This window comes from Parageobacillus sp. KH3-4, from assembly GCF_022846435.1.
Classification (GTDB): domain Bacteria; phylum Bacillota; class Bacilli; order Bacillales; family Anoxybacillaceae; genus Parageobacillus; species Parageobacillus thermoglucosidasius_A.
Window position 1 is genome coordinate 2,345,257 of record NZ_AP025627.1, and the last position, 19,062, is coordinate 2,364,318.

Genomic DNA, 19,062 nt, shown 5'->3' on the forward strand with positions numbered 1-19,062 from the left:
AACAATGGAGTGAAAAAGATGGTATTTAAAAAAAGCGAAATAAATGCAATATTGATTATTTTGCTACTCCTTATATTTAGTGTAATAACTGGCTGTTCCAGCCCAAAAACATCTACTGCAAAAAATGGTGAACCGCCAGTTTCTTCATCTAGCAGTGCGCCAAAAGAGATTAGATTAGGATACCAAGTTTCCCCAAATGGAGAACTCTTAGCAAAAGCATTAGGTTTGCTAGAGAAAAAGTACCCCCGTATTAAAATTAATTGGATTAAATTTGATTCCGGACGGGATGTTAATAACGCAATGGCAAGTGGAAGCATTGATTTTGGTCTTGTTGGTACTCCTCCCGGCTCAATAGGTATCGCAAACAAACTGCCTTATCAAGTGTATTACCTTCATGATATTATCGGCGAAAGTGAAGCGTTAGTCGTAAAAAAAGATTCTGGCATTCAATCTTTAAAGGATTTGAAAGGTAAGAAAATCGCTACTACATTTAGTTCGACCTCTCATTTCAGTTTACTAGGGGCCTTAAAGGCAGAAAACATCAACCCTGAAAAAGATAGGATAACGCTTCTTGATATGCAGCCCCCTGATATTTATGCCGCTTGGAAACGTGACGATATAGACGGCGCTTATATTTGGCAACCTACACAGACAAAGTTAATCAATGAGGGAGGCCGCGTTATTGTTACATCAAAGGATTTGTCTAAAAAAGGCATTGTAACTGGAGAATTCGGAATTGTGAATAAAGAGTTTGCGAGAAAATACCCTGAAATTGTTAAAGGTTATATCTCTGTTTTAGATAAGGCGGTGCATTATTATCGGAATAAACCAAAAGAAGCATCCCAACTTCTTTCTAAAGAATTAGGATTATCTCCTGAGGAAAGCTTAAAAACAATGAAACAAATTATATGGCTGGACGCTTCCCAACAAAAAGATTTTTTTGGGGAACCAGAGAAACCGGGAAAGTTAGCCAAAATATTAAAAGACACAGGAGATTTTATGGCTCAACAGAAAAACATATCATCTTCCCCTGACCTAGCCACTTATCAACAAGCTTTATTAAGCGACCTTTACAAATAAGCGTGATAGTGAGGGAAGTTTATGTACGTAAGCACACCTGTCCAAGCGCGTTCAGAGATATTTAATAATCGCGCATTAATAGAATTAAAGAATATTAGCTTACATTATTCAAACGAAAATAACGGTCTTCCTATATTGGACAATATAAATCTTCAATTAGATGCCAATGATTTTGTGTGTCTATTAGGTCCGTCAGGTTGCGGTAAATCTTCTTTATTAAATATATTAGCCGGTTTTCAAAAACCAACTACGGGTGAAGTAGTGCTTAACAATCAACCGCATACCGGTCCAAGTCCTGATGTGGGGGTAGTATTTCAACATCATAACCTTTTTCCATGGATGACGATCGAAAAAAATATTGAATTTGGTTTAAAGATGAAATCTATAGCAAAATCAGAAAGAAAAAGAATCGTTTCCTACTATTTAAATCTTGTAGGGCTCGAATCCTCTGCTAAAATGTTGCCCTACCAGCTCTCTGGAGGGATGAAGCAAAGAGCATCCATTGCAAGAACATTAGCTACCGATCCGCAAGTCATTTTAATGGATGAACCTTTTAGTGCATTAGATGCCTTAACGCGGGAAAACATGCAGATCCATCTTCTTGAACTTTGGAAAAAAACAAGAAAGTGCATATTTTTTATTACTCATGATGTAGAAGAAGCCCTATTGCTAGGAAAGAGAATTTTAGTTATGCATTCGAAACCGGGAAGAATCGTAGTAGATTTGCAAAACCCGTTATCACAGCACAATCAATCCGTCCAAGAAATCAAACATTCTAAAGAATTTAATGATCTGCGATATTATTTAATTTCCACTATCAGAAATAGTAAAGCAAATAATACAGGGTTTGGAATTAACCATTAATTATTCGAATAATCCATTAATTAAAATATTTTAAAAATACAGATTTATTTTTCGATACACCAGTCATTCGGCCGTTGTTTCAACCAACTTAAACGCCTCGTCGATGTTGGTTTTTGAATTTGAAATTATATAACTGTTGAAAGGAGCATGTGTATGTCTCAAATGAATACCCATTATTCTCGACCACTCAAGTTTGAAAACCGTGAAGATTATGTAGGTCCGCGTATTTTGCGGCGTCTACCCGAAGGTATGGAGGAGCGACCTTATTTATTATTTGAAGTCAAACCACTAAGTCCGATCATAGGCGCTGAGATCATTGGAGTGGACTTGAGAGAACCAATTACCCCTGAGCTACAAGCAGAGTTGAACCGTGCACTATTAGAGTGGAAAGTTCTCTTCTTTCGTAACCAAAAGATCACTAGTGAACAGCAGCGAGCCTTTGCCCGGCTGTGGGGTGAGTTGGAAGTTCACCCATTTTATCCGATTGAAGAAGGCCAATCAAAAGAAATTGTCCGCTTTTCTAGGGATCATAAGCAAGGTGGTTTCGAGAACATCTGGCATGCCGATGTGACCTTTCGCGCCAATCCTGCTAAAGCAGCTGTATTAAGGCTGATTGAAGTTCCTCCTGTTGGTGGAGACACGCTATGGGCTGATATGGGCGCCGCTTATGACAATTTACCTGACGAGATTAAAGAACGTATCGATAACCTCACTGCTATTCACGATTTCACTCCTTCTTTCAGCCATTTAATGACACCAGAAGAGTTAGCTATTAAACAAAAAGAATTTCCACCTGTTGAACACCCGGTGGTTCGAACGCACCCAGAAACAGGCCGGAAAACTCTGTTTGTGAATCCAGCTTTTACTACGCGAATCGTCGGTCTCGAGCCAGAGGAGAGCGAGAAACTGCTTCAGTACCTGTTTCGCCAAGCTCATATTCCTGAGTACCAGGTCCGTTTTCACTGGGAGAAGGACACAGTCGCTTTCTGGGATAACCGTGCAACTCAACATTATGCCGTTTCCGACTATTACCCGCATCCTCGCAAGGCTGAACGGGTGGCAATTGTCGGAGATCGTCCATTTTAAAATATTGAAAATGAGTGGAACCTTAAAGAGGTTCCACTTATTGTGTTTGTATAATTATTGAATATGAAACTATGTATTCTCACAACAAAATTTTACAATACCACCAAGGGAGGATATCCAATGAGTTGGTTTTTCCTTTTACTAGGGATTGTCTCGGAAGTTTTAGGCACAACCTCTATGAAGATGTCAGAAGGATTTACAAAGTTAATCCCTTCCATTTTAATGTTTATTTTTTATGGAACAAGTCTTACTTTAGTAACATTAGCACTCAAAGAGATTGAGGTAAGCATTGCTTATTCAATATGGTCCGGATTAGGTACAGCTATTATTGCAACAATAGGAATTTTATTCTTCAAAGAACACTTTTCCTTATTCAAGATGCTGGCAATACTAATGATTATTGTCGGTGTTATTATGTTGAATATCAGTGGAGAAGCACATGAAAAAGAAGCATCTTCGTCGTACCTGCAAACAGAAAGGAATGGAAATTGCGAACAGTGACAGGTACTGTTCGCCTATTCATCTTAAAAATCATCTTTCGGCTTTAACATTGTCCCAAAACTTGTTGCATTAATCTTTAGAAGACTTTTTACTGGAACCACAAGTGGTGTCAAATGGGTGCCAAAAAGGTGTTGCTGGGTCAAGTGGTCAAATCGTCTCATAATGGCCGTTGAGGAAGTGCCACAAGTGTTTTCCACTTTCTTAAATAATCTTACCCATATGCATCGATAAACACAGCTTGATTCTAATTCAATAGGTGTCCGTTAATACTTGTCTACAAAGGAGCTTTCTTCTGAAGATCGTTTCCTACATAACATGCCGACGGCGTTTATATCAAATTGTCATACGCTCAAACCACTTAAGATATCGAACTTGTGCCTACTGAAATCATATTTCATATTCGTTTTTCAACGACGAAGTTTTCGTTCATTTTCACATAAAGAACTTATTTTCTCATCAGAAATTCATTCGGAAAATCTGTTATCAGCGCCGATACTTCTGCATCGCGCAGCAGCGATGTTACCTTTGCGTCATTCACCGTATAAACGCGCAATTTCAGCCCTTGGGCCACCGCTTTTCTTCCTTCTGAAGATAAAACAAACGGCAAATCTCCATGTATCGCTTGGGCATTCACTACCTTTGCCTTTAGAATTGCGCTTTCATGAATTCCTTCAAACAATGTGCCGATTTCGATCGACGGATGAAGCCGCCGCGCTTTTAACATGCTGCATATGTTGAATGAAGATAATACCACCTGCTTTTCCAACTGAAATTGCCCAATCATTTTTAGCAGCTTTTCTTCTAAATGCGGATAATCGATGGCGTTATTTTTCAGCTCAATATTAATCATTATCTCTTTATCTAAATCTTGAACCCACTCCAGCACCTCCATCAAGGCGGGAATACGTTGGCGGGCAAAGCGCTCATGAAACCAGCCGCCTGCATCAAGCAAACGAATCTGTTTATAAAGAAAGTCTTTTACATAACCAATTCCATCGGTCGTTCGGTCGACTCGTTCATCATGAATGACGACAATTTCTCCATCTTTTGTCATTTGCACATCTAATTCGATCCCGCCAGCTCCTACATCATACGCTTTTTGAAACGCCAGCATGGTGTTTTCGGGATATTTTCCGCTAAATCCTCGATGAGCATAAACCTCCATTCCTCTCGGTCCCCCATTCATGCGTAAACTAAAGAAACTGACCCATGAGCGTCTGATATCGCATAAAATTGTGAGTCCTGATACTTTGCGTTCAAGCCAGCCCCGTTGATTTCCAACTTATTTCTTATTCGCTGCTTCAAGAGCCCGGTTCGTTTCCTCCGCTGCACGATCCAGCGCTTCTTTCGGATCAACACCTTGGTATATGCTTTCCATTGCTTTTACGACTTTTTGACGGGATTCTGGAAAAACAGTGATGAGCGCCCCTTGTGTCGCAGGTATTGGTTTCGTTTGTTTCAATTGATCGACGGTGACTTTTAATTGAGGGTACTTTTCCCACTCCGCTTTCACGATCTCTTCGTCATAAGCGGCTGGATTAATCGCAAAATATCCTGTTTTCACATGCCACTTCGCTTGAACTTCAGGTGTTGCTAAATATTTCATGAACTCCCATGCCGCTTTTTGCTGCTTTTCACTAATATCTTTGGCCATCCATAGCGACGCTCCGCCAATGATCACCCCTTGACGCTCGATACCATCTGGAACTGGCAAGTAAGAAACTCCTACCTCAAACGGCGCATTGTCGATAATCGTTTTCACTCCTGCAGAAGAGTCTAAATACATCGCGATTTTCTTGGATTGAAACGCCGCGCGCATATCATCCCAGTTTTGTCCTACGTTGTAGAACGTTCCTTCTTTATACATGTCACGAATTAAATCGAATACACGCAATCCTTCTTCCCCATTAAAAACCGCTTTCGTGGCGTTCCCGGTGCGGCCGTTTTCATTATTGACGTACAGCCCGCCTTGCACCGCGAGCATTTCTTCAAAAAACCAGCCGTAATTTAAAATGGAAAAACCATATTGAGTCGTTTGCCCCCCTCGTTTTTTTGTCAATTTTTTTGCCGCTTCTTTTAACTCGCTATACGTCATCGGCGGCTTTTCAGGGTCCAAGCCCGCTTCTTTGAACGCATCTTTGTTATAAATCAGCACAGGCGTGGAGGAGTTGAACGGCATGGAGTAAATTTTTCCATCCACCGTGTAATAATTAACGATATTTTTTTCCCATTGCGATGTATCATAATTTCCTTCATCAATAAATTTTTGCACAGGCTGGATTTTGCCGCTATCAATCATATACTTTGTTCCAACTTCAAATGTTTGCATAATCGTTGGCGCGTCTTTCGTGCCAGCCACCGCATTGAATTTCGCCAGCGCCTCTTCATATGTGCCTTGAAAAATCGGCTTGACCTCAATAGAAGGATGGGACTGGTTAAATTCGTCCACAATCTCTTTTAATACCGTTTCTAAATCTCCGCTCATCGCATGCCAAAAAATGACCTCTGTTTTCCCGTCTTTGTTTTCAGATGGAGTGGCCGCTGCTTCGTTGCTTTGGCTTGAACAAGCGGTCAGTGTCATAAAAATGAACAAGAACAAAGCGAAAATGCCCTTTTTCATGACCATTTTTTCTCCTCCTTATTTAATGGCTCCCTGCATAAGCCCTTTCTGAAGATGCTTTTGCCCGACAAACAACAGCAATAATGTTGGTAAAACGACCACGATCACTGCCGCCATCACCACCCCCCATTCCGTCGAAATTTCTTGCGATTGCATTTGCTTTAATCCGATTTGGACGGTGCGAACATGGTCGTTATTGGTAACAAGCAAAGGCCATAAATACATATTCCAAGTCGTTAAAAAGCTGTAAACTCCTAATGTAATTAAACTCGTTCTTGATAACGGAAGAACAATATTCCAAAAGAAACGAAAGCGGCCAACGCCTGATACTTGCGCCGCCTCATACAATTCCAATGGAATCGTTTTAAAGTGCTGGCGCAAAAGGAATATGCCAAAAGCTAGAGCAAAAAATGGAACTGTCAATCCTAAATAGCTATTCAGCCAGCCTAGCTTTTGCACGGTCCAAAAATTCGGAATCATCGTTGCCTCCCAAGGGATTAGCATCGTTGCGATACATAGAAAAAAGAGAACATCTCTCCCTTTAAAGTTCAGAAACACGAAGGCAAACGCCGCTAAGCTCGAAACAATTAACTGCCCCAACATGACAAGCAACGAAACAATAAAGCTGTTTAACAAATACTCTAGCAACGGAACTTTCTGAAACGCCGCAACATAGTTTTCTATCGTGAACTTCTGCGGCCATATATGCCCTTGCAGCACTTCCGCTCCGTCCATAAAGCTGATGAGGAACGCGTAAACAATTGGAAACAGCACAACAGCAGAACAAATGATGAGAAGGACATACAACAGAAACGTCCGTAAAACGTTCATTGATAATGAACCTTCCTCTCTCCGAATTTAAATTGCAAAAAGGTAACTGCCAACACCGCGAAAAAGAGAAGGACCGCTTGGGCACTGGCGGAACCGAAGTTGTAATTAATGAAAGCATCTTTATAAATCGAGTAAACAATGACATTCGTTGCATCCATCGGTCCGCCCTTCGTTAACATATCGATTTGGCCAAACGTTTGGAACGAATGAATGAGCGAAACCGTTGTCACAAAAAAGAGTGTCGGCGACAGCAATGGCAATGTCACTTTGCGAAACTGATACCAGTAGCCCACCCCCGCAATGCTCGCACTTTCATATAAAGAGGAATCGAGATTTTGCAATCCTCCGAGCAAAACCAGAAAGGTAAATCCTGTATTCATCCAAATCGTTGAAATGGCGACAGAAATGAGCGCAATGTTCGGGTCAAGCAGCCACTGAACATCTGAAATTCCAAATAAAGATAGCACTTTATTGATAATCCCAATGGAAGGGTTGTACATAAACATCCAAATCACAGAAGAGGCCGCGACACTCATGCCCATCGTTGAAGAAAAAAACGTGCGAAACAAACCGATTCCTTTCAGCTTTTCATTGGCCATAAGCGCTAGACATAACGCTAGAATAACACTGGCCGGAACGGTGTAGCAAACAAACAACAATGTCGCTTTTGCACTTTGCAGAAAGTTTGCATCCTTTAACAAATAAACAAAATTCTCGATCCCGACAAATTGAACAGGATTGCCTTGATGATCTGTTGCGTAGAAACTTAAATACAATGTTCTGAGCATTGGGTAAAAAAGAAAAATAGAAAACAAAATAAGAGATGGAAACAAGTATGCAATTCCTTCCAACATCGCCCATATCGCTTGTTTGCGGCGAACCGAAGCGGAGGGAGAAGATTTTACAGAAAGCGGTGTATTCATTGGCGTTCCCCCTGGCCGGCCGCATAAGATGGGATTGAGTGATTCAACCGCTGGCCGTTTTCATGAAAGAAAAGGAAAGCTGTTTCATCAATCGTTAGAGGCACTTTCTCACCGGCATGAATGTTCCATTGCCCGTTCCATCGCGCGATCCAATGCTCGTTTTTCGTTAGTTCAAATGTGATGAACGTTTCCGTCCCCAAAACTTCGACATTGACGACTTTCGCTATAAAATGGTCATCGCCTGGCTTAGCAAGGCGGATATGTTCCGGCCGGACGCCAACGATGATTTGCTGGGTGGAAGGAGGCAAATGGTGGTGAAGACGCAGCGCCCGCCCGCTGTCAAAAAGCAGCAAACTTTCCAGCACCTTTGCTTCCGCCAAATTCATTGGCGGCGAGCCGATGAAAGAAGCAACAAACGTATTGGAAGGATGGTTATAAATATCAAGCGGCTTTCCGATTTGCTGCGGCCGCCCTTCGTGCAAAATCATCATTCGATCCGCCATCGTCATCGCTTCTACTTGATCATGTGTCACATAAACCATGGTGATCCCTAGCCGTCTTTGCAGCTGACGAATTTCGGAGCGCATTTTCGCCCGCAATTTTGCATCTAAATTCGATAAAGGCTCATCCATCAAACAAATAGGCGCATGAGTGACAATCGCTCTTGCCAGCGCTACACGCTGGCGCTGCCCACCGGATAATTGGCGCGGTTTATGTTTAAGAAAACCGGTCAAACCAAGCAATTCTGCTGCTTCTAAACAGCGTTTCTTTTGTTCTTGTTTCGAAATTTTCTTTTTATATAGTCCAAATGTAATGTTTTGTTCGACGGTTAAATGCGGATACAGCGCATAATTTTGAAATACCATCGATAAGTTGCGTTCGCTCGGCGGCAGATCATTGGCCTCTATCCCGCCGATGAGCAAAGTCCCGGATGTAATCGTTTCTAACCCGGCTATCATCCGTAAAATCGTGCTTTTGCCACAGCCAGACGGACCGACAAGAACGAAAAATTCTCCCGGTTCAATGGAAACACTTAAATCGTGAATAACATTGTCTTTTCCATTGTAAGACTTACAAACATGAACTAATTCAATTTGCTCCACGCGCATGCACCTCTTCCCTGTTTATACTTCCCCATTTTTTCCACAACCATGGACGTCCCGTCGAGACAGAAACCGCTCCGCTTTGCAGCGCGGCTTCGATATGTTTCTCATGTTGAATCAGCCCGCCGGTAATAATGGGAACGTGCGTCTGTTTCCGGATCGTCTCAATCATTTCAGGAATCAGCCCTGGCATAATCTCTAATGCATCCGGCTGGACATCATGAATATTTTTTACTCCGTTTTCCACCGCATCGGTATCCACTAAAAACAAGCGCTGAACGGTCATCAGCCCTTCTTTTTTCGCTAATTGAACGAGAGAGCTTTTTGTCGTCACAATCCCATGCGGCTTTATAAATTTCGCCAAAAACTTCAATCCCTCCCGATCATAACTAATTCCTGGGATCTTTTCGACATGAAGAAAAACAAATCGTTGCTGTTCCTTTAATAAATCGACATATCGTTTAATCACACTAATGTTTCCCGTTTGCAAAAAGGCGACTTGCAATTCGGTTTGGAGGAACATTTCCAGATGCTTTGGGCTTTTAATTGCGGCAATGATCCGGTCGCTTCGGATGCACTCCAACCATCGTTCTCTCACAACAATCCCCCTTTCGCAAAGTAAAAGAAAAAGAAACCATGAAAACATATAGGAGCGTTTAGTAAAATCGCTTCCTTTTTGCATTCACGGTTTCTCATCCTCTCCACCTACCCATTCACTTTTAATTCCATCATAGGCCATTTTTATAAATGGCATGTTAAAAGAGGATGGTTTTTTTGTAAAATTCGGATATTTTATAAACTTAGTCAAATTTTTGTGGAAGCTTTTATGAACTAGGCAAGCACGAAAACTAAAGCCCGGACTCTTCATTTCAAGTCCGGGCTTCGCGTGATGATCCGACTTGGCTCGGAGTGCACGGCCTCCACCTTATCAAGGTGAAACAGGAGATCTTCTGAGTTTTATTTAAAATACTAAGCCTCATATTTCTTTTTGAATACATCCATCCCCTTCTGGTTTCTATTAAAAATCAAAATTATCCGGGTCTGGACCGACTCGATGATTTTGATTCAGGCCATCAATCCGCTTCATATCTTCTTCCGTTAACTCAAAATCAAATACCGATGCATTTTCAATAATGCGATGTTCTTTTGTCGTTTTTGGAATGGTTACAACGCCGTTTTGTAAATGTTCACTCAACAATTACGCGAGTTAGAAAAGGATAGAATCATTAATCGTATTGTTTATAACCAAATTCCGCCAAAGGTGGGATATGAACTTAGTGAATATGGGTGGAGTTTAAAAGACATTTTAGACTCTTTATGTGCATGGGGAGAAAAACATATCACCAAGGTACTGTGTTAGAAGAGAGCGTTTTAAATGATAAACTAAGGATAGATGGAACTCTTTAAAATCTTATTAAAACATTGGCTTAGCTTGATAAAGTTTTACCATCATCGTATTGGTGTAATCAACGGTGATAAAATTGGTTCTCCCACAATTTTGGTGAAGCCCTCTCGTGGTCATTATATTAGTAAACTATTACCACAGGAGGGTTTACTTTGTATCTTGTCAAGGTTAGGGGGACTCCTCTTCCATCACGAAACAACTTAATCAAATCCCCCAACAAAATTCCAACAATCCCAAAATCCGATCTCCGCACGTCGTCCCTGCAAATCCGAGCGAGCCAACGACTGGGAGTAAGCACGCTGGTAAAAGAAAAGGAAAATTCCGCTGGCAAATGTTCCAAAAATGGCGCCTCGTCTATCACCCGCGGCGTTACCGATTCACCTCCCGCTTACTTCATGGAAACAGGAGTCTTCTCGATTTATTCATAGTAGAAAAAATAAAAAACCACATCCGCAAATAGATGTGGCAACAACCGAATTTACAACAACTTCACAAACATTTCGCCCGTTTTTTATTTTTCTCTCCTGTAACGATTCAGCCTATTACCAGCTAACGGGTGAGAAAGCAACACAAAGAAGGCGGTTTCCCCCTTTGAAAATATCCTTTTTTACGGGATGTAGCAAACAAGCCTAACGCCTTCTCTTCCATCAGTTTCGCGAGAGCCGCCAACATTCCCTGCTTCTGCTTTTTGATGGTGGATATGATGCTACAAGGGGATGAACGCCTTCTTCGCTCCGAAACGTGCCGATATATTCGCTAAAGCAAGTCCCATACTGTAGTATGCCCACTCACATTTTTTATTCAAACACTTTCCAAATGGGCATGCAAGCTTGTTCTTCTGTCGATGAATCTTTCATTGTGATGACCTGCAGTCTGATTTCATCCTCTCGCTTCTTAAAGATGTATATCCTTCTACTTCAAAAGTATCGGGATTTAAAATGACCCCAAATATTTCTTTTGCTTGGGCTATAGTGAAATATCCATTTTTTACATCGTTGGCTACTTTTTCAGCTGGACGGTCGAGAGGGTTTCCATAACCGCCGCCTGTTGCCGTCATTAACTTGACAACATCTCCTTTATTGAGCGGATACCTCGGATAAATTCCATAAGGACCGTCTACTTCTCCATTTACCTTTTGAATAATAAATTCATTCGCAGATCCTGAATGACCGCCATTGATTCCCCAAGGCAAAAATTTGTTGCGCCCAAATGTGACAGATACCATTTGATGATCTGTTAAAGCACGGTAGGAGCGAATGACACCTGAACCGCCAATATATTCCCCTGCGCCAGCTCCGTCTGTTCTTAAAGCATACTCTTCGACCATGACACCATAACGGGTTTCAGCAACTTCAACTGGTACATTGTACGTTTCACCGTCGCCAATACAGAACTGCCCTCGAGCGCCATCTTGCCCTTCTGCTGCTCCCCATCCACCAACAGAAGGTTCCACAATTAAAAATGGCTCATTCGTATCTGGATGTTTTCCTGCTAGCACTACCGAACACACCGACAATAAGTGTCCTGCAGGCAAACGATGCGGCACGACCGGAGCTAAGGCTTTCCAAATTAAGTCCGCACCGGCTAACATACTTTCCCAATATATCGATACAGGGGCTGGACGCTCCGCCGATAAAACCGATTGCGGATCCGTAATTACTTTCAGCGGCCGGAAAACTCCGTCATTTACATCTTGAGATGGGTTCGTAACAGCTAAAAATATCGTTCGTACGGCAGATACTAGCGCTGTATATGAGCAGTTAATCGGGCCCGGTACTTGCGGATGACTTCCGCGAAAATCGCAAATGAATTCATCATCCGTAATTGTTACTTTCACTTTGATTTTAAATGGTCCGTTACCCAAACCGTCATCATCAATATAATCTTCCGCTTCAAAAGTCCCCTTTGGAAGTTTTTGTAGCTCCTTCCGTGCCAATTGTTCACCGTGATCCAATAAATGCTCGATAGATGCTAACACAATATCGTTTCCGTACTTGCCACACAATTCGCGAACACGTTTTTCGCCTGTTCGCAAAGCTGCGACTTGCGCCCACATATCGCCTAGTGATAAATCAGGAAATCTAACATTCGATCGGATGATATCAACAAGCGCCTGATTGATTTTTCCTTCTTCAAACAATTTTACGCAAGGGAATTGCAGTCCTTCTTGGAATATTTCCACTGCGTCATTGCTAAACGAACCGGGATCTTTTCCGCCTACCTCTGTCCAATGTGCTTTATTGGCAGAGAAAGCGATCAGTTCACCATCGTAAAAAATCGGCATGACAAGCCCAACATCGGATAGATGGGACCCTCCCCCACCATAAGGATCATTGATAATAATAATATCACCTGGTCTTAAGCCCTCTTTTCCAAACTTTTGCAATGTTTCTTTTACCATAAACGACAACATTCCGATAAAGCCGGTAACACCATTTCCTTGCGTAAGCAATTGGCCTTTTGCATCCGTTAAACCGCTCGCGTAGTCTAATACTTCGTAAATAATAGGACTCATGGAAGTTCGAGCCAGGGCATAAAACATTTCTTCTCCAATAGCAATTAATGAATCTTTTACAATTTCAAGGGTAAACGGGTCCGTTTTTGACTTGGTATTTGCCATCGATTACTCCACCCCCGTATCAATGATTAAGTTGCCGTATTGATCAACGGTTAATAATTGGCCCGGATATAGCACAGTTGAAGCAGATGGCTCTTCGACTATAGCTGGACCTGTAATTTCCATATCTGGTTCTAATAAGTTGCGGTAATAAACTTCCGTGTTAAGCCAGCCTTTGTCTTCGTAAAATACAGGGCGAATTTCTTTTAAAACATTTTCTATTTTACTTCCGGTTTTTTGAATCTTTTTCAAAACTGTTTTTTTTACTTTTCCAAACGCTGTTAAATGAAGATTGACAATTTCAGTAGGCGTATCTTCAAGCTTAAATGTGTAGTGTTGTTCATGCAGTTGATGGAATCGATGAGTGATCTCTTCTAGAATGCCGCTTGTCCATTTTCCATTTGGAACAGGTACTTTAACGGTATGTTCTTGCCCCAAATATCTCATATCTGCAAATCTCGTAAATAACACATTTTCTTCTGTGATTCCCTCTTCGTTATATTGGAAAAAGGCTCTTGATTCTAAGTTAGCCCATTCCTTGTTGATTTCTGTCAAATCAATATTCGCTAATCTCTTAATATACGTTTGGATATAATCGTGGCGAAGATCCGTCATTAACATTCCCCAAGCGGAGAAAACAGAGGATGCGACAGGCACAATAACTTTTTTCACGCCTAATTCTTTAGCAAGAGCAGGAGCATGCATAGGGCCTCCGCCACCGAATGCAATCAGTGCAAATTCTCTCGGATCATAACCTTTTCGAATAGAAATGAGCTTTAGCGCATTAAGCATGTTAGAATTCGCAATTCTTATGATTCCTAATGCCGCTTCCTCTACAGAAATTCCGTAATAATCAGCCACTTTTTCTTTAATCGCTCTGCGCACATTCTCTAAATCTACTTGATAATCAAAATTTTCCGGAGATAGACGCCCAGTTACTAGATTCGCATCTGTTGTTGTCGGCTCTGTTCCCCCTAATCCGTAAGCAACAGGGCCTGGCAACGCTCCGGCTGATTGCGGTCCTACCTTCAAAGAACCTGCCTCATCAATCCAAGCAATGGATCCACCGCCATTACCAATTTCGACAATATCTACGACCGGCACTTTAATCGGGTAACCGGCACTCCGCTCATTTTTTTCGATATAGTAATCAGTCGTTACTTTCACTTCGCCATTGTTAATGAGTGAACATTTTGCCGTCGTTCCTCCGATATCAAAGGCAATAATATTCTTTTCCCCTATCATCTCTCCTAGAACTTTTGCGCCGTAAATCCCGGCGACGGGCCCAGATTCCACCATATGAATCGGGGTCTGTTTAGCTTGGCTAAACGTAGTTGTTCCACCATTGGATTGCATAATAAAATTCTGACTATTGGTTTGATTTTCAATGAGTTCCGCCTGTAAGCGGTCAATATAAGAAGCGGCAATCGGTTTTACGCAGGAGTTCAAAACAGCGGTGTTCGTTCTTTCATATTCACGCCATTCCTTTGTCACTTCATGGGAAGCTGTCACAGCGACATCCGGCCAAAGGGCTTTAATGATTTCTACTGTTTCTTGTTCATGGACTGGATTTACGTATGAATGAAGGTAAGAAACGGCAATCGCCTCGACTTTTTCTTTTTTGAAATAAGAGACAATTTCTTTAATTTGTTCCTTATTTAGCGGAACAATGATTTCTCCTTTATAATTAAGTCTCTCCTCCACTTCTTGGCGGAGATAGCGTTCTACGAAAGGTTCTGGTTTTTTGTAACGAAGATTGAAGAGATCCGGACGATTCCCTCTGGCAATCTCTAAAACGTCTCTAAACCCTTTTGTCGTGATAAGCCCGGTTTTGGCACCTTTTCTTTCTGTTAAAGCATTGATAATAACTGTCGTTCCATGAATAAATGTCCGAATCGCTTGCGGATTAATCCCGCTTTTTTGAATAACATTGATAACTCCTTGCTCAAAATTTGGAGGTGTCGTATGGCTTTTGGCTACCCCAAAATTTCCGTCATCATCAACATAAACTAAGTCCGTAAAAGTCCCGCCAATATCTGTTGCAACTCTCATTGTGTTCCACCTTTCCTAGAAAAATTATTGATAAACCAGTTAAAAAATAACTGGTGTCAATACACAGAGAAGAACGGTTTCTTCATCAAGCACATTTTCTACAAAATGAGGGCAAGTCGAAGGAAAATGCAGACTATCCCCCTGACGGATCAAATACTCTTCGTTATCCACATTAAATAGCGCTGCTCCTTTTAACACGTAATAAAACTCTTCACCAGGATGATGGAAAGTCTGCGTGCGCATTTGTCCGGGCGCCAAAGTAACAAGCATCGGCTCAAGTACTCTTCCGCTAAATTCGCCGCTTAAACGTACATAGGTAAAATCAGATCCCTCAATTTTAAAAGGCTTTTGCTGTTCTACTTTTACGAGATAATTATCGTTTGATTCAGTTTCGAAGAACTCTGTGATCTTAACGTTTAATGCATCTGCAATCTTTTTTAAAGATGTAATTGCCAAAGACGATGTTCCTCTTTCAACTTGGGATAAAAAGCTTATGGATAAGTCGGTTTTTTCACTAAGCTCCTTAAGTGTTAAACCATTTCTTAATCGTATAGCCTTTATTTTCTTATGAATTTCATCCATCCTAAACTTCCTCTCATACTACATTAGTTATTTTAGAAATACTTAATTTTATTTAAGTAATACTGTATTTTCTTAATACTAGCATATATTTAACAAAATTTAAATAATATTAAGAAAAATAAAAATAGATTTTTTATATCAAATCTATTATGGAATGTTTTTGTCCAATCAGCGAATCTCCTCTCTTTTTCTTTTGAACTAGCAATGCTTCGCTAAAATTTTAGGCATCATTGTTGTTCTAATAATGAATTGCAAGTTTTTTTGAATATTATTCCATTACGTATGTTGTAATCCAAAAAACGCACGGAGTATAAAATAAAAATCATTACAGGCTGTTTCTGACTCATCCATATATAAAAAGGGTTCAGACGTTTGTCTGAACCCTTTTTTGTCAACAGTCTTGCCCGAACAGCAGATTTACTTTTGCCCTCCAGAATATCCCCCTAAAGGAATGTTATCTTTCCGCGCCACGCCGGTGCGGTATGCTGCTTCCATTACCGCTTGTCGTACTCGTTCCACTACTTTGCTGTTAAATACACTTGGAATGATATACGTTTCGTTTAGTTCGTCTTCCGTTACGACGGAAGCGATCGCTTTCGCAGCGGCGAGTTTCATATCTTCGTTAATTTCTTTTGCCCGGCAATCGAGTGCGCCGCGGAAAATGCCAGGGAAGCAAAGAACGTTGTTAATTTGGTTTGGATAATCGGAACGTCCTGTCGCCATCACGCGGACATATGGCTCCGCGAGTTCCGGATCGATTTCTGGCACTGGGTTGGCCATTGCAAACACGATTGGGTCGCGCGCCATTTTTTTCACATCTTCCACCTTCAAAATGCCCGGAGCGGAAACGCCAATAAATACGTCTGCACCGGCAATGACATCGGACAAGCTTCCTTTTTCGTTATCTGGGTTGGTGATTTGCGCGTATTCCTGCCAATACGGGTTATCGTATGTTTCGCCGCGATGAATTGCACCGTGGCGGTCGACACCAATGATATTGCGCACACCGGCCGCCAGCAAAATTTTCGTGCAGGCGATTCCGGCGGCGCCGATTCCCGTTAAGACGACTTTAATGTCTTCCAGCTTTTTACCAACAATTTTTAATGCGTTTAACAGGCCTGCGAGCAACACTACCGCCGTTCCGTGCTGGTCGTCGTGAAATACGGGGATATCTAATTCCTCTTTTAGCCGTCTTTCAATTTCAAAGCAGCGCGGCGCCGAAATATCCTCCAAGTTAATGCCGCCGAACGCCGGCGCAATCGCTTTCACAATCTGAACAATTTCTTCGGTATCTTTTGTATCCAAGCAAATCGGAAATGCGTCGACGCCCGCGAATTGCTTAAACAGCATCGCTTTTCCTTCCATCACTGGCATTGCCGCGTACGGCCCGATATCGCCAAGCCCAAGGACAGCCGTGCCATCGGAAACCACCGCCACCGTATTGCGCTTAATGGTTAAGGAATACGCTTTTCTTGGATCTTCCGCAATGGCCGTGCATACCCGCGCCACCCCCGGCGTATAAACCCGCGATAAATCATCGCGCGTCTTTACTGGAATTTTTGAGTTCGTTTCAATTTTCCCGCCGATATGCATCAAAAACGTGCGGTCTGATACATTGATGATTTTGACGCCCTTGATTTTTTTCAGCGCTTCAATAACTAAATCGCATTGTTTCGTATCCAACGCACTAACGGTAATATCGCGCACGGTATGTACTTTGCTCGATGAAATAACGTCAATCCCGACGATATCTCCGCCCGCTTTACCGATCGCAGCGGCGATATCGCCGAATGTGACGCGGTCTTTTTCAAATTGAAGACGAATCGTAATGTTCATCGTTGCGCCACTCGGTAATGCCATCGCCATCTACCTTTCTCTTATATTTTTTATCTACCTAAAATCTCTACTGTACACATGTTATCTCAATAATAGACAAAAGACAATTTTTTATTCTGCGCAATATTTGCCCACCGCGGCGTCAACATCCATCGATTGCGCAAGACATTCCTTCCCTGAAATCGCGGAATGATTGTTTCTTGATTTCGTCTTCGCTGACCTTTTCCAATGTTTCTTTCGGGCGAATCCCAGTAAGAACCCGCCAATCGCAAACGTCGGAACAGCGGCGATGTGTGCTTCTTCATACGCATTCTTGCAATGGCTTTTCTGCTAAAAACAGAACGGACACGCATAATCCGAGTATACTTTTATCGTTTATGCCGTCGCCATCACTTCCTTTATTCATTTACTAATGTACCGAATGCATTTATCATAATATTATCACATCTGTTTCGTATATTATAATAAAAAATTTCGCATTTCACACTATTAAAATCTTTTTTATTGTCAATATGTAGAGAATGCGCAAAAAGCCGAGAATTGCCCAAACAATGATTTTGCTTTCGGCGATTCATGCTCACTGGCCGAGAGTGGAATTGTCCGCGATCATCAAACTGCAAACATAAGAACATGGAGTAAAAGAGATAAGTCAGGAGAGATGGAGATGAGAGAAAAAATTTTTTTAGTGCTCGCCAACTTATTTTGGGCAGGTAATTACATATTTGGAAAATACGTCACTGCAGAGATCAGCCCTTTATGGCTTACGTTCATTCGTTGGGCCGTCGCGTTTTTATTTCTTCTTCCTATCTCCTATCTGTTGGAACGGCCGCGTTACGGAGAAATCATGAAGCAATTTTGGTTGCCATTAAGCATCGCCGGTGTTCTTGGTATTATTGGCTACAACTTGCTTCTTTACGGGGCGTTGGAATATACATCGCCGATGAACGCGGCGATTGTCAACTCGTTGAATCCGGCAATTATTGTCCTTTTGTCGTTTTTTCTTTTAAAAGAGCGCATCACGTTTGTCAATGCGGCCGGCTTTATCATTTCGCTCATCGGTGTATTGTTTATTTTAACAAACGGACATTTAGAGTGGATTTTGCAAACGAGCTATAACCGCGGTGATTTGATGATGCTGCTGGCAGGTGTAGTGTGGGCGCTTTATTCGATTATCGGAAAAAAATTAACTGTTCCTCCGATTACTGCGACTACTTGTTCTGTATTTTTCAGCATTCTTTTATTGTTTCCATTTCTTTTTTCGCAGCCGTTGCCGCTCTCTGAGCTAAGCGGGAAAGGATGGATTGGCGTCGGCTATATTTGTTTGTTTCCATCCGTTTTTTCGTTCTTGTTTTGGAACATGTCTGTCAAAAAAGTGGGACCGAGCTACGCGGGTATTTATTTAAACTTAATCGCCGTATTTACCGCAATAATCACGTTTTTGTTAGGTGGAGACATTTCCGCATCACAACTGATCGGCGGCGCATTCGTGTTGACTGGGGTTTATTTGGCAACCAACGTGCGAAACACGGAAGCATCCGCGGCAAAAGAGGTCAAATCCTAAT

General features: G+C 41.8%; 15 protein-coding genes and 3 pseudogenes. 6 read left to right on the forward strand and 12 right to left on the reverse strand.

Annotated elements, in window-relative coordinates:
• Positions 1–18 precede the first annotated feature (18 nt).
• The 4 genes from MWM02_RS11890 (at position 19) to MWM02_RS11905 (ending at position 3,531) form a co-directional block, all read left to right on the forward strand.
• Positions 19–1,080, forward strand: coding sequence for a taurine ABC transporter substrate-binding protein (locus tag MWM02_RS11890; protein ID WP_244402100.1), 1,062 nt, complete (start codon positions 19–21; stop codon positions 1,078–1,080).
• A 21-nt stretch (positions 1,081–1,101) separates the two neighbouring features.
• A complete protein-coding gene (locus MWM02_RS11895; protein ID WP_064550803.1) occupies positions 1,102–1,944 on the forward strand; it encodes an ABC transporter ATP-binding protein in 843 nt (280 codons plus the stop codon).
• 153 nt (positions 1,945–2,097) lie between these two features.
• Positions 2,098–3,030 (forward strand): TauD/TfdA dioxygenase family protein, encoded by a 933-nt coding sequence (locus MWM02_RS11900; RefSeq protein ID WP_003251288.1) that lies wholly within the window; start codon positions 2,098–2,100, stop codon positions 3,028–3,030.
• 120 nt (positions 3,031–3,150) lie between these two features.
• On the forward strand, positions 3,151–3,531 hold the full coding sequence (locus MWM02_RS11905) for a DMT family transporter (protein ID WP_064550804.1): 381 nt from the start codon (positions 3,151–3,153) through the stop codon (positions 3,529–3,531).
• A gap of 445 nt (positions 3,532–3,976) precedes the next feature.
• Here the strand turns inward: MWM02_RS11905 and MWM02_RS11910 are convergent, their stop codons facing one another.
• The 7 genes and pseudogenes from MWM02_RS11910 to MWM02_RS11940 form a co-directional block, all read right to left on the reverse strand.
• A complete protein-coding gene (locus MWM02_RS11910; RefSeq protein ID WP_081260222.1) occupies positions 3,977–4,696 on the reverse strand; it encodes a glycerophosphodiester phosphodiesterase in 720 nt (239 codons plus the stop codon).
• 117 nt (positions 4,697–4,813) lie between these two features.
• Entirely contained in the window at positions 4,814–6,151 is a 1,338-nt protein-coding gene (locus MWM02_RS11915; RefSeq protein ID WP_244403624.1) for an ABC transporter substrate-binding protein, read from the reverse strand.
• 18 nt (positions 6,152–6,169) lie between these two features.
• Positions 6,170–6,982: a carbohydrate ABC transporter permease gene (locus MWM02_RS11920; RefSeq protein ID WP_244402101.1), complete on the reverse strand. Its 813-nt coding sequence runs from the start codon at positions 6,980–6,982 to the stop codon at positions 6,170–6,172.
• Entirely contained in the window at positions 6,979–7,905 is a 927-nt protein-coding gene (locus MWM02_RS11925; RefSeq protein ID WP_244402102.1) for a carbohydrate ABC transporter permease, read from the reverse strand. The genes MWM02_RS11920 and MWM02_RS11925 overlap by 4 nt, the downstream gene beginning before the upstream one ends.
• Positions 7,902–9,008 (reverse strand): ABC transporter ATP-binding protein, encoded by a 1,107-nt coding sequence (locus MWM02_RS11930; protein ID WP_244402103.1) that lies wholly within the window; start codon positions 9,006–9,008, stop codon positions 7,902–7,904. The genes MWM02_RS11925 and MWM02_RS11930 overlap by 4 nt, the downstream gene beginning before the upstream one ends.
• Positions 8,995–9,606, reverse strand: coding sequence for a glycerol-3-phosphate responsive antiterminator (locus MWM02_RS11935; RefSeq protein ID WP_481861461.1), 612 nt, complete (start codon positions 9,604–9,606; stop codon positions 8,995–8,997). The genes MWM02_RS11930 and MWM02_RS11935 overlap by 14 nt, the downstream gene beginning before the upstream one ends.
• Positions 9,607–10,026: 420 nt before the next feature.
• A pseudogene (locus MWM02_RS11940) lies at positions 10,027–10,206 on the reverse strand (aldo/keto reductase); the annotation flags it as partial.
• Between MWM02_RS11940 and MWM02_RS11945 the strand changes: the two are divergent.
• Positions 10,192–10,415: pseudogene (locus MWM02_RS11945) on the forward strand (winged helix-turn-helix transcriptional regulator); the annotation flags it as partial. The pseudogenes MWM02_RS11940 and MWM02_RS11945 overlap by 15 nt on opposite strands.
• Before the next feature lie 119 nt (positions 10,416–10,534).
• On the opposite strand, the pseudogene MWM02_RS11950 reads toward MWM02_RS11945, so the two are convergent.
• The 5 genes and pseudogenes from MWM02_RS11950 to MWM02_RS11970 all read right to left on the reverse strand — a co-directional run.
• Positions 10,535–10,787 (reverse strand): annotated as a pseudogene (locus tag MWM02_RS11950) (PTS transporter subunit IIC); the annotation flags it as partial.
• A 479-nt stretch (positions 10,788–11,266) separates the two neighbouring features.
• Positions 11,267–13,033, reverse strand: coding sequence for a hydantoinase B/oxoprolinase family protein (locus MWM02_RS11955; protein ID WP_064550810.1), 1,767 nt, complete (start codon positions 13,031–13,033; stop codon positions 11,267–11,269).
• Between the two features lie 3 nt (positions 13,034–13,036).
• Positions 13,037–15,082: a hydantoinase/oxoprolinase family protein gene (locus MWM02_RS11960; protein ID WP_244402104.1), complete on the reverse strand. Its 2,046-nt coding sequence runs from the start codon at positions 15,080–15,082 to the stop codon at positions 13,037–13,039.
• A 39-nt stretch (positions 15,083–15,121) separates the two neighbouring features.
• Complete coding sequence (locus MWM02_RS11965) at positions 15,122–15,664, reverse strand: helix-turn-helix domain-containing protein (protein ID WP_064550812.1); 543 nt, start codon at positions 15,662–15,664, stop codon at positions 15,122–15,124.
• 417 nt (positions 15,665–16,081) lie between these two features.
• Positions 16,082–17,524, reverse strand: a complete 1,443-nt coding sequence (locus MWM02_RS11970) for an NAD-dependent malic enzyme (protein WP_244403626.1) — start codon at positions 17,522–17,524, stop codon at positions 16,082–16,084.
• Positions 17,525–18,164: 640 nt separating this feature from the next.
• On the opposite strand from MWM02_RS11970, the gene MWM02_RS11975 reads away from it, so the two are divergent.
• Entirely contained in the window at positions 18,165–19,061 is an 897-nt protein-coding gene (locus MWM02_RS11975; protein ID WP_064550813.1) for a DMT family transporter, read from the forward strand.
• Position 19,062 lies beyond the last annotated feature (1 nt).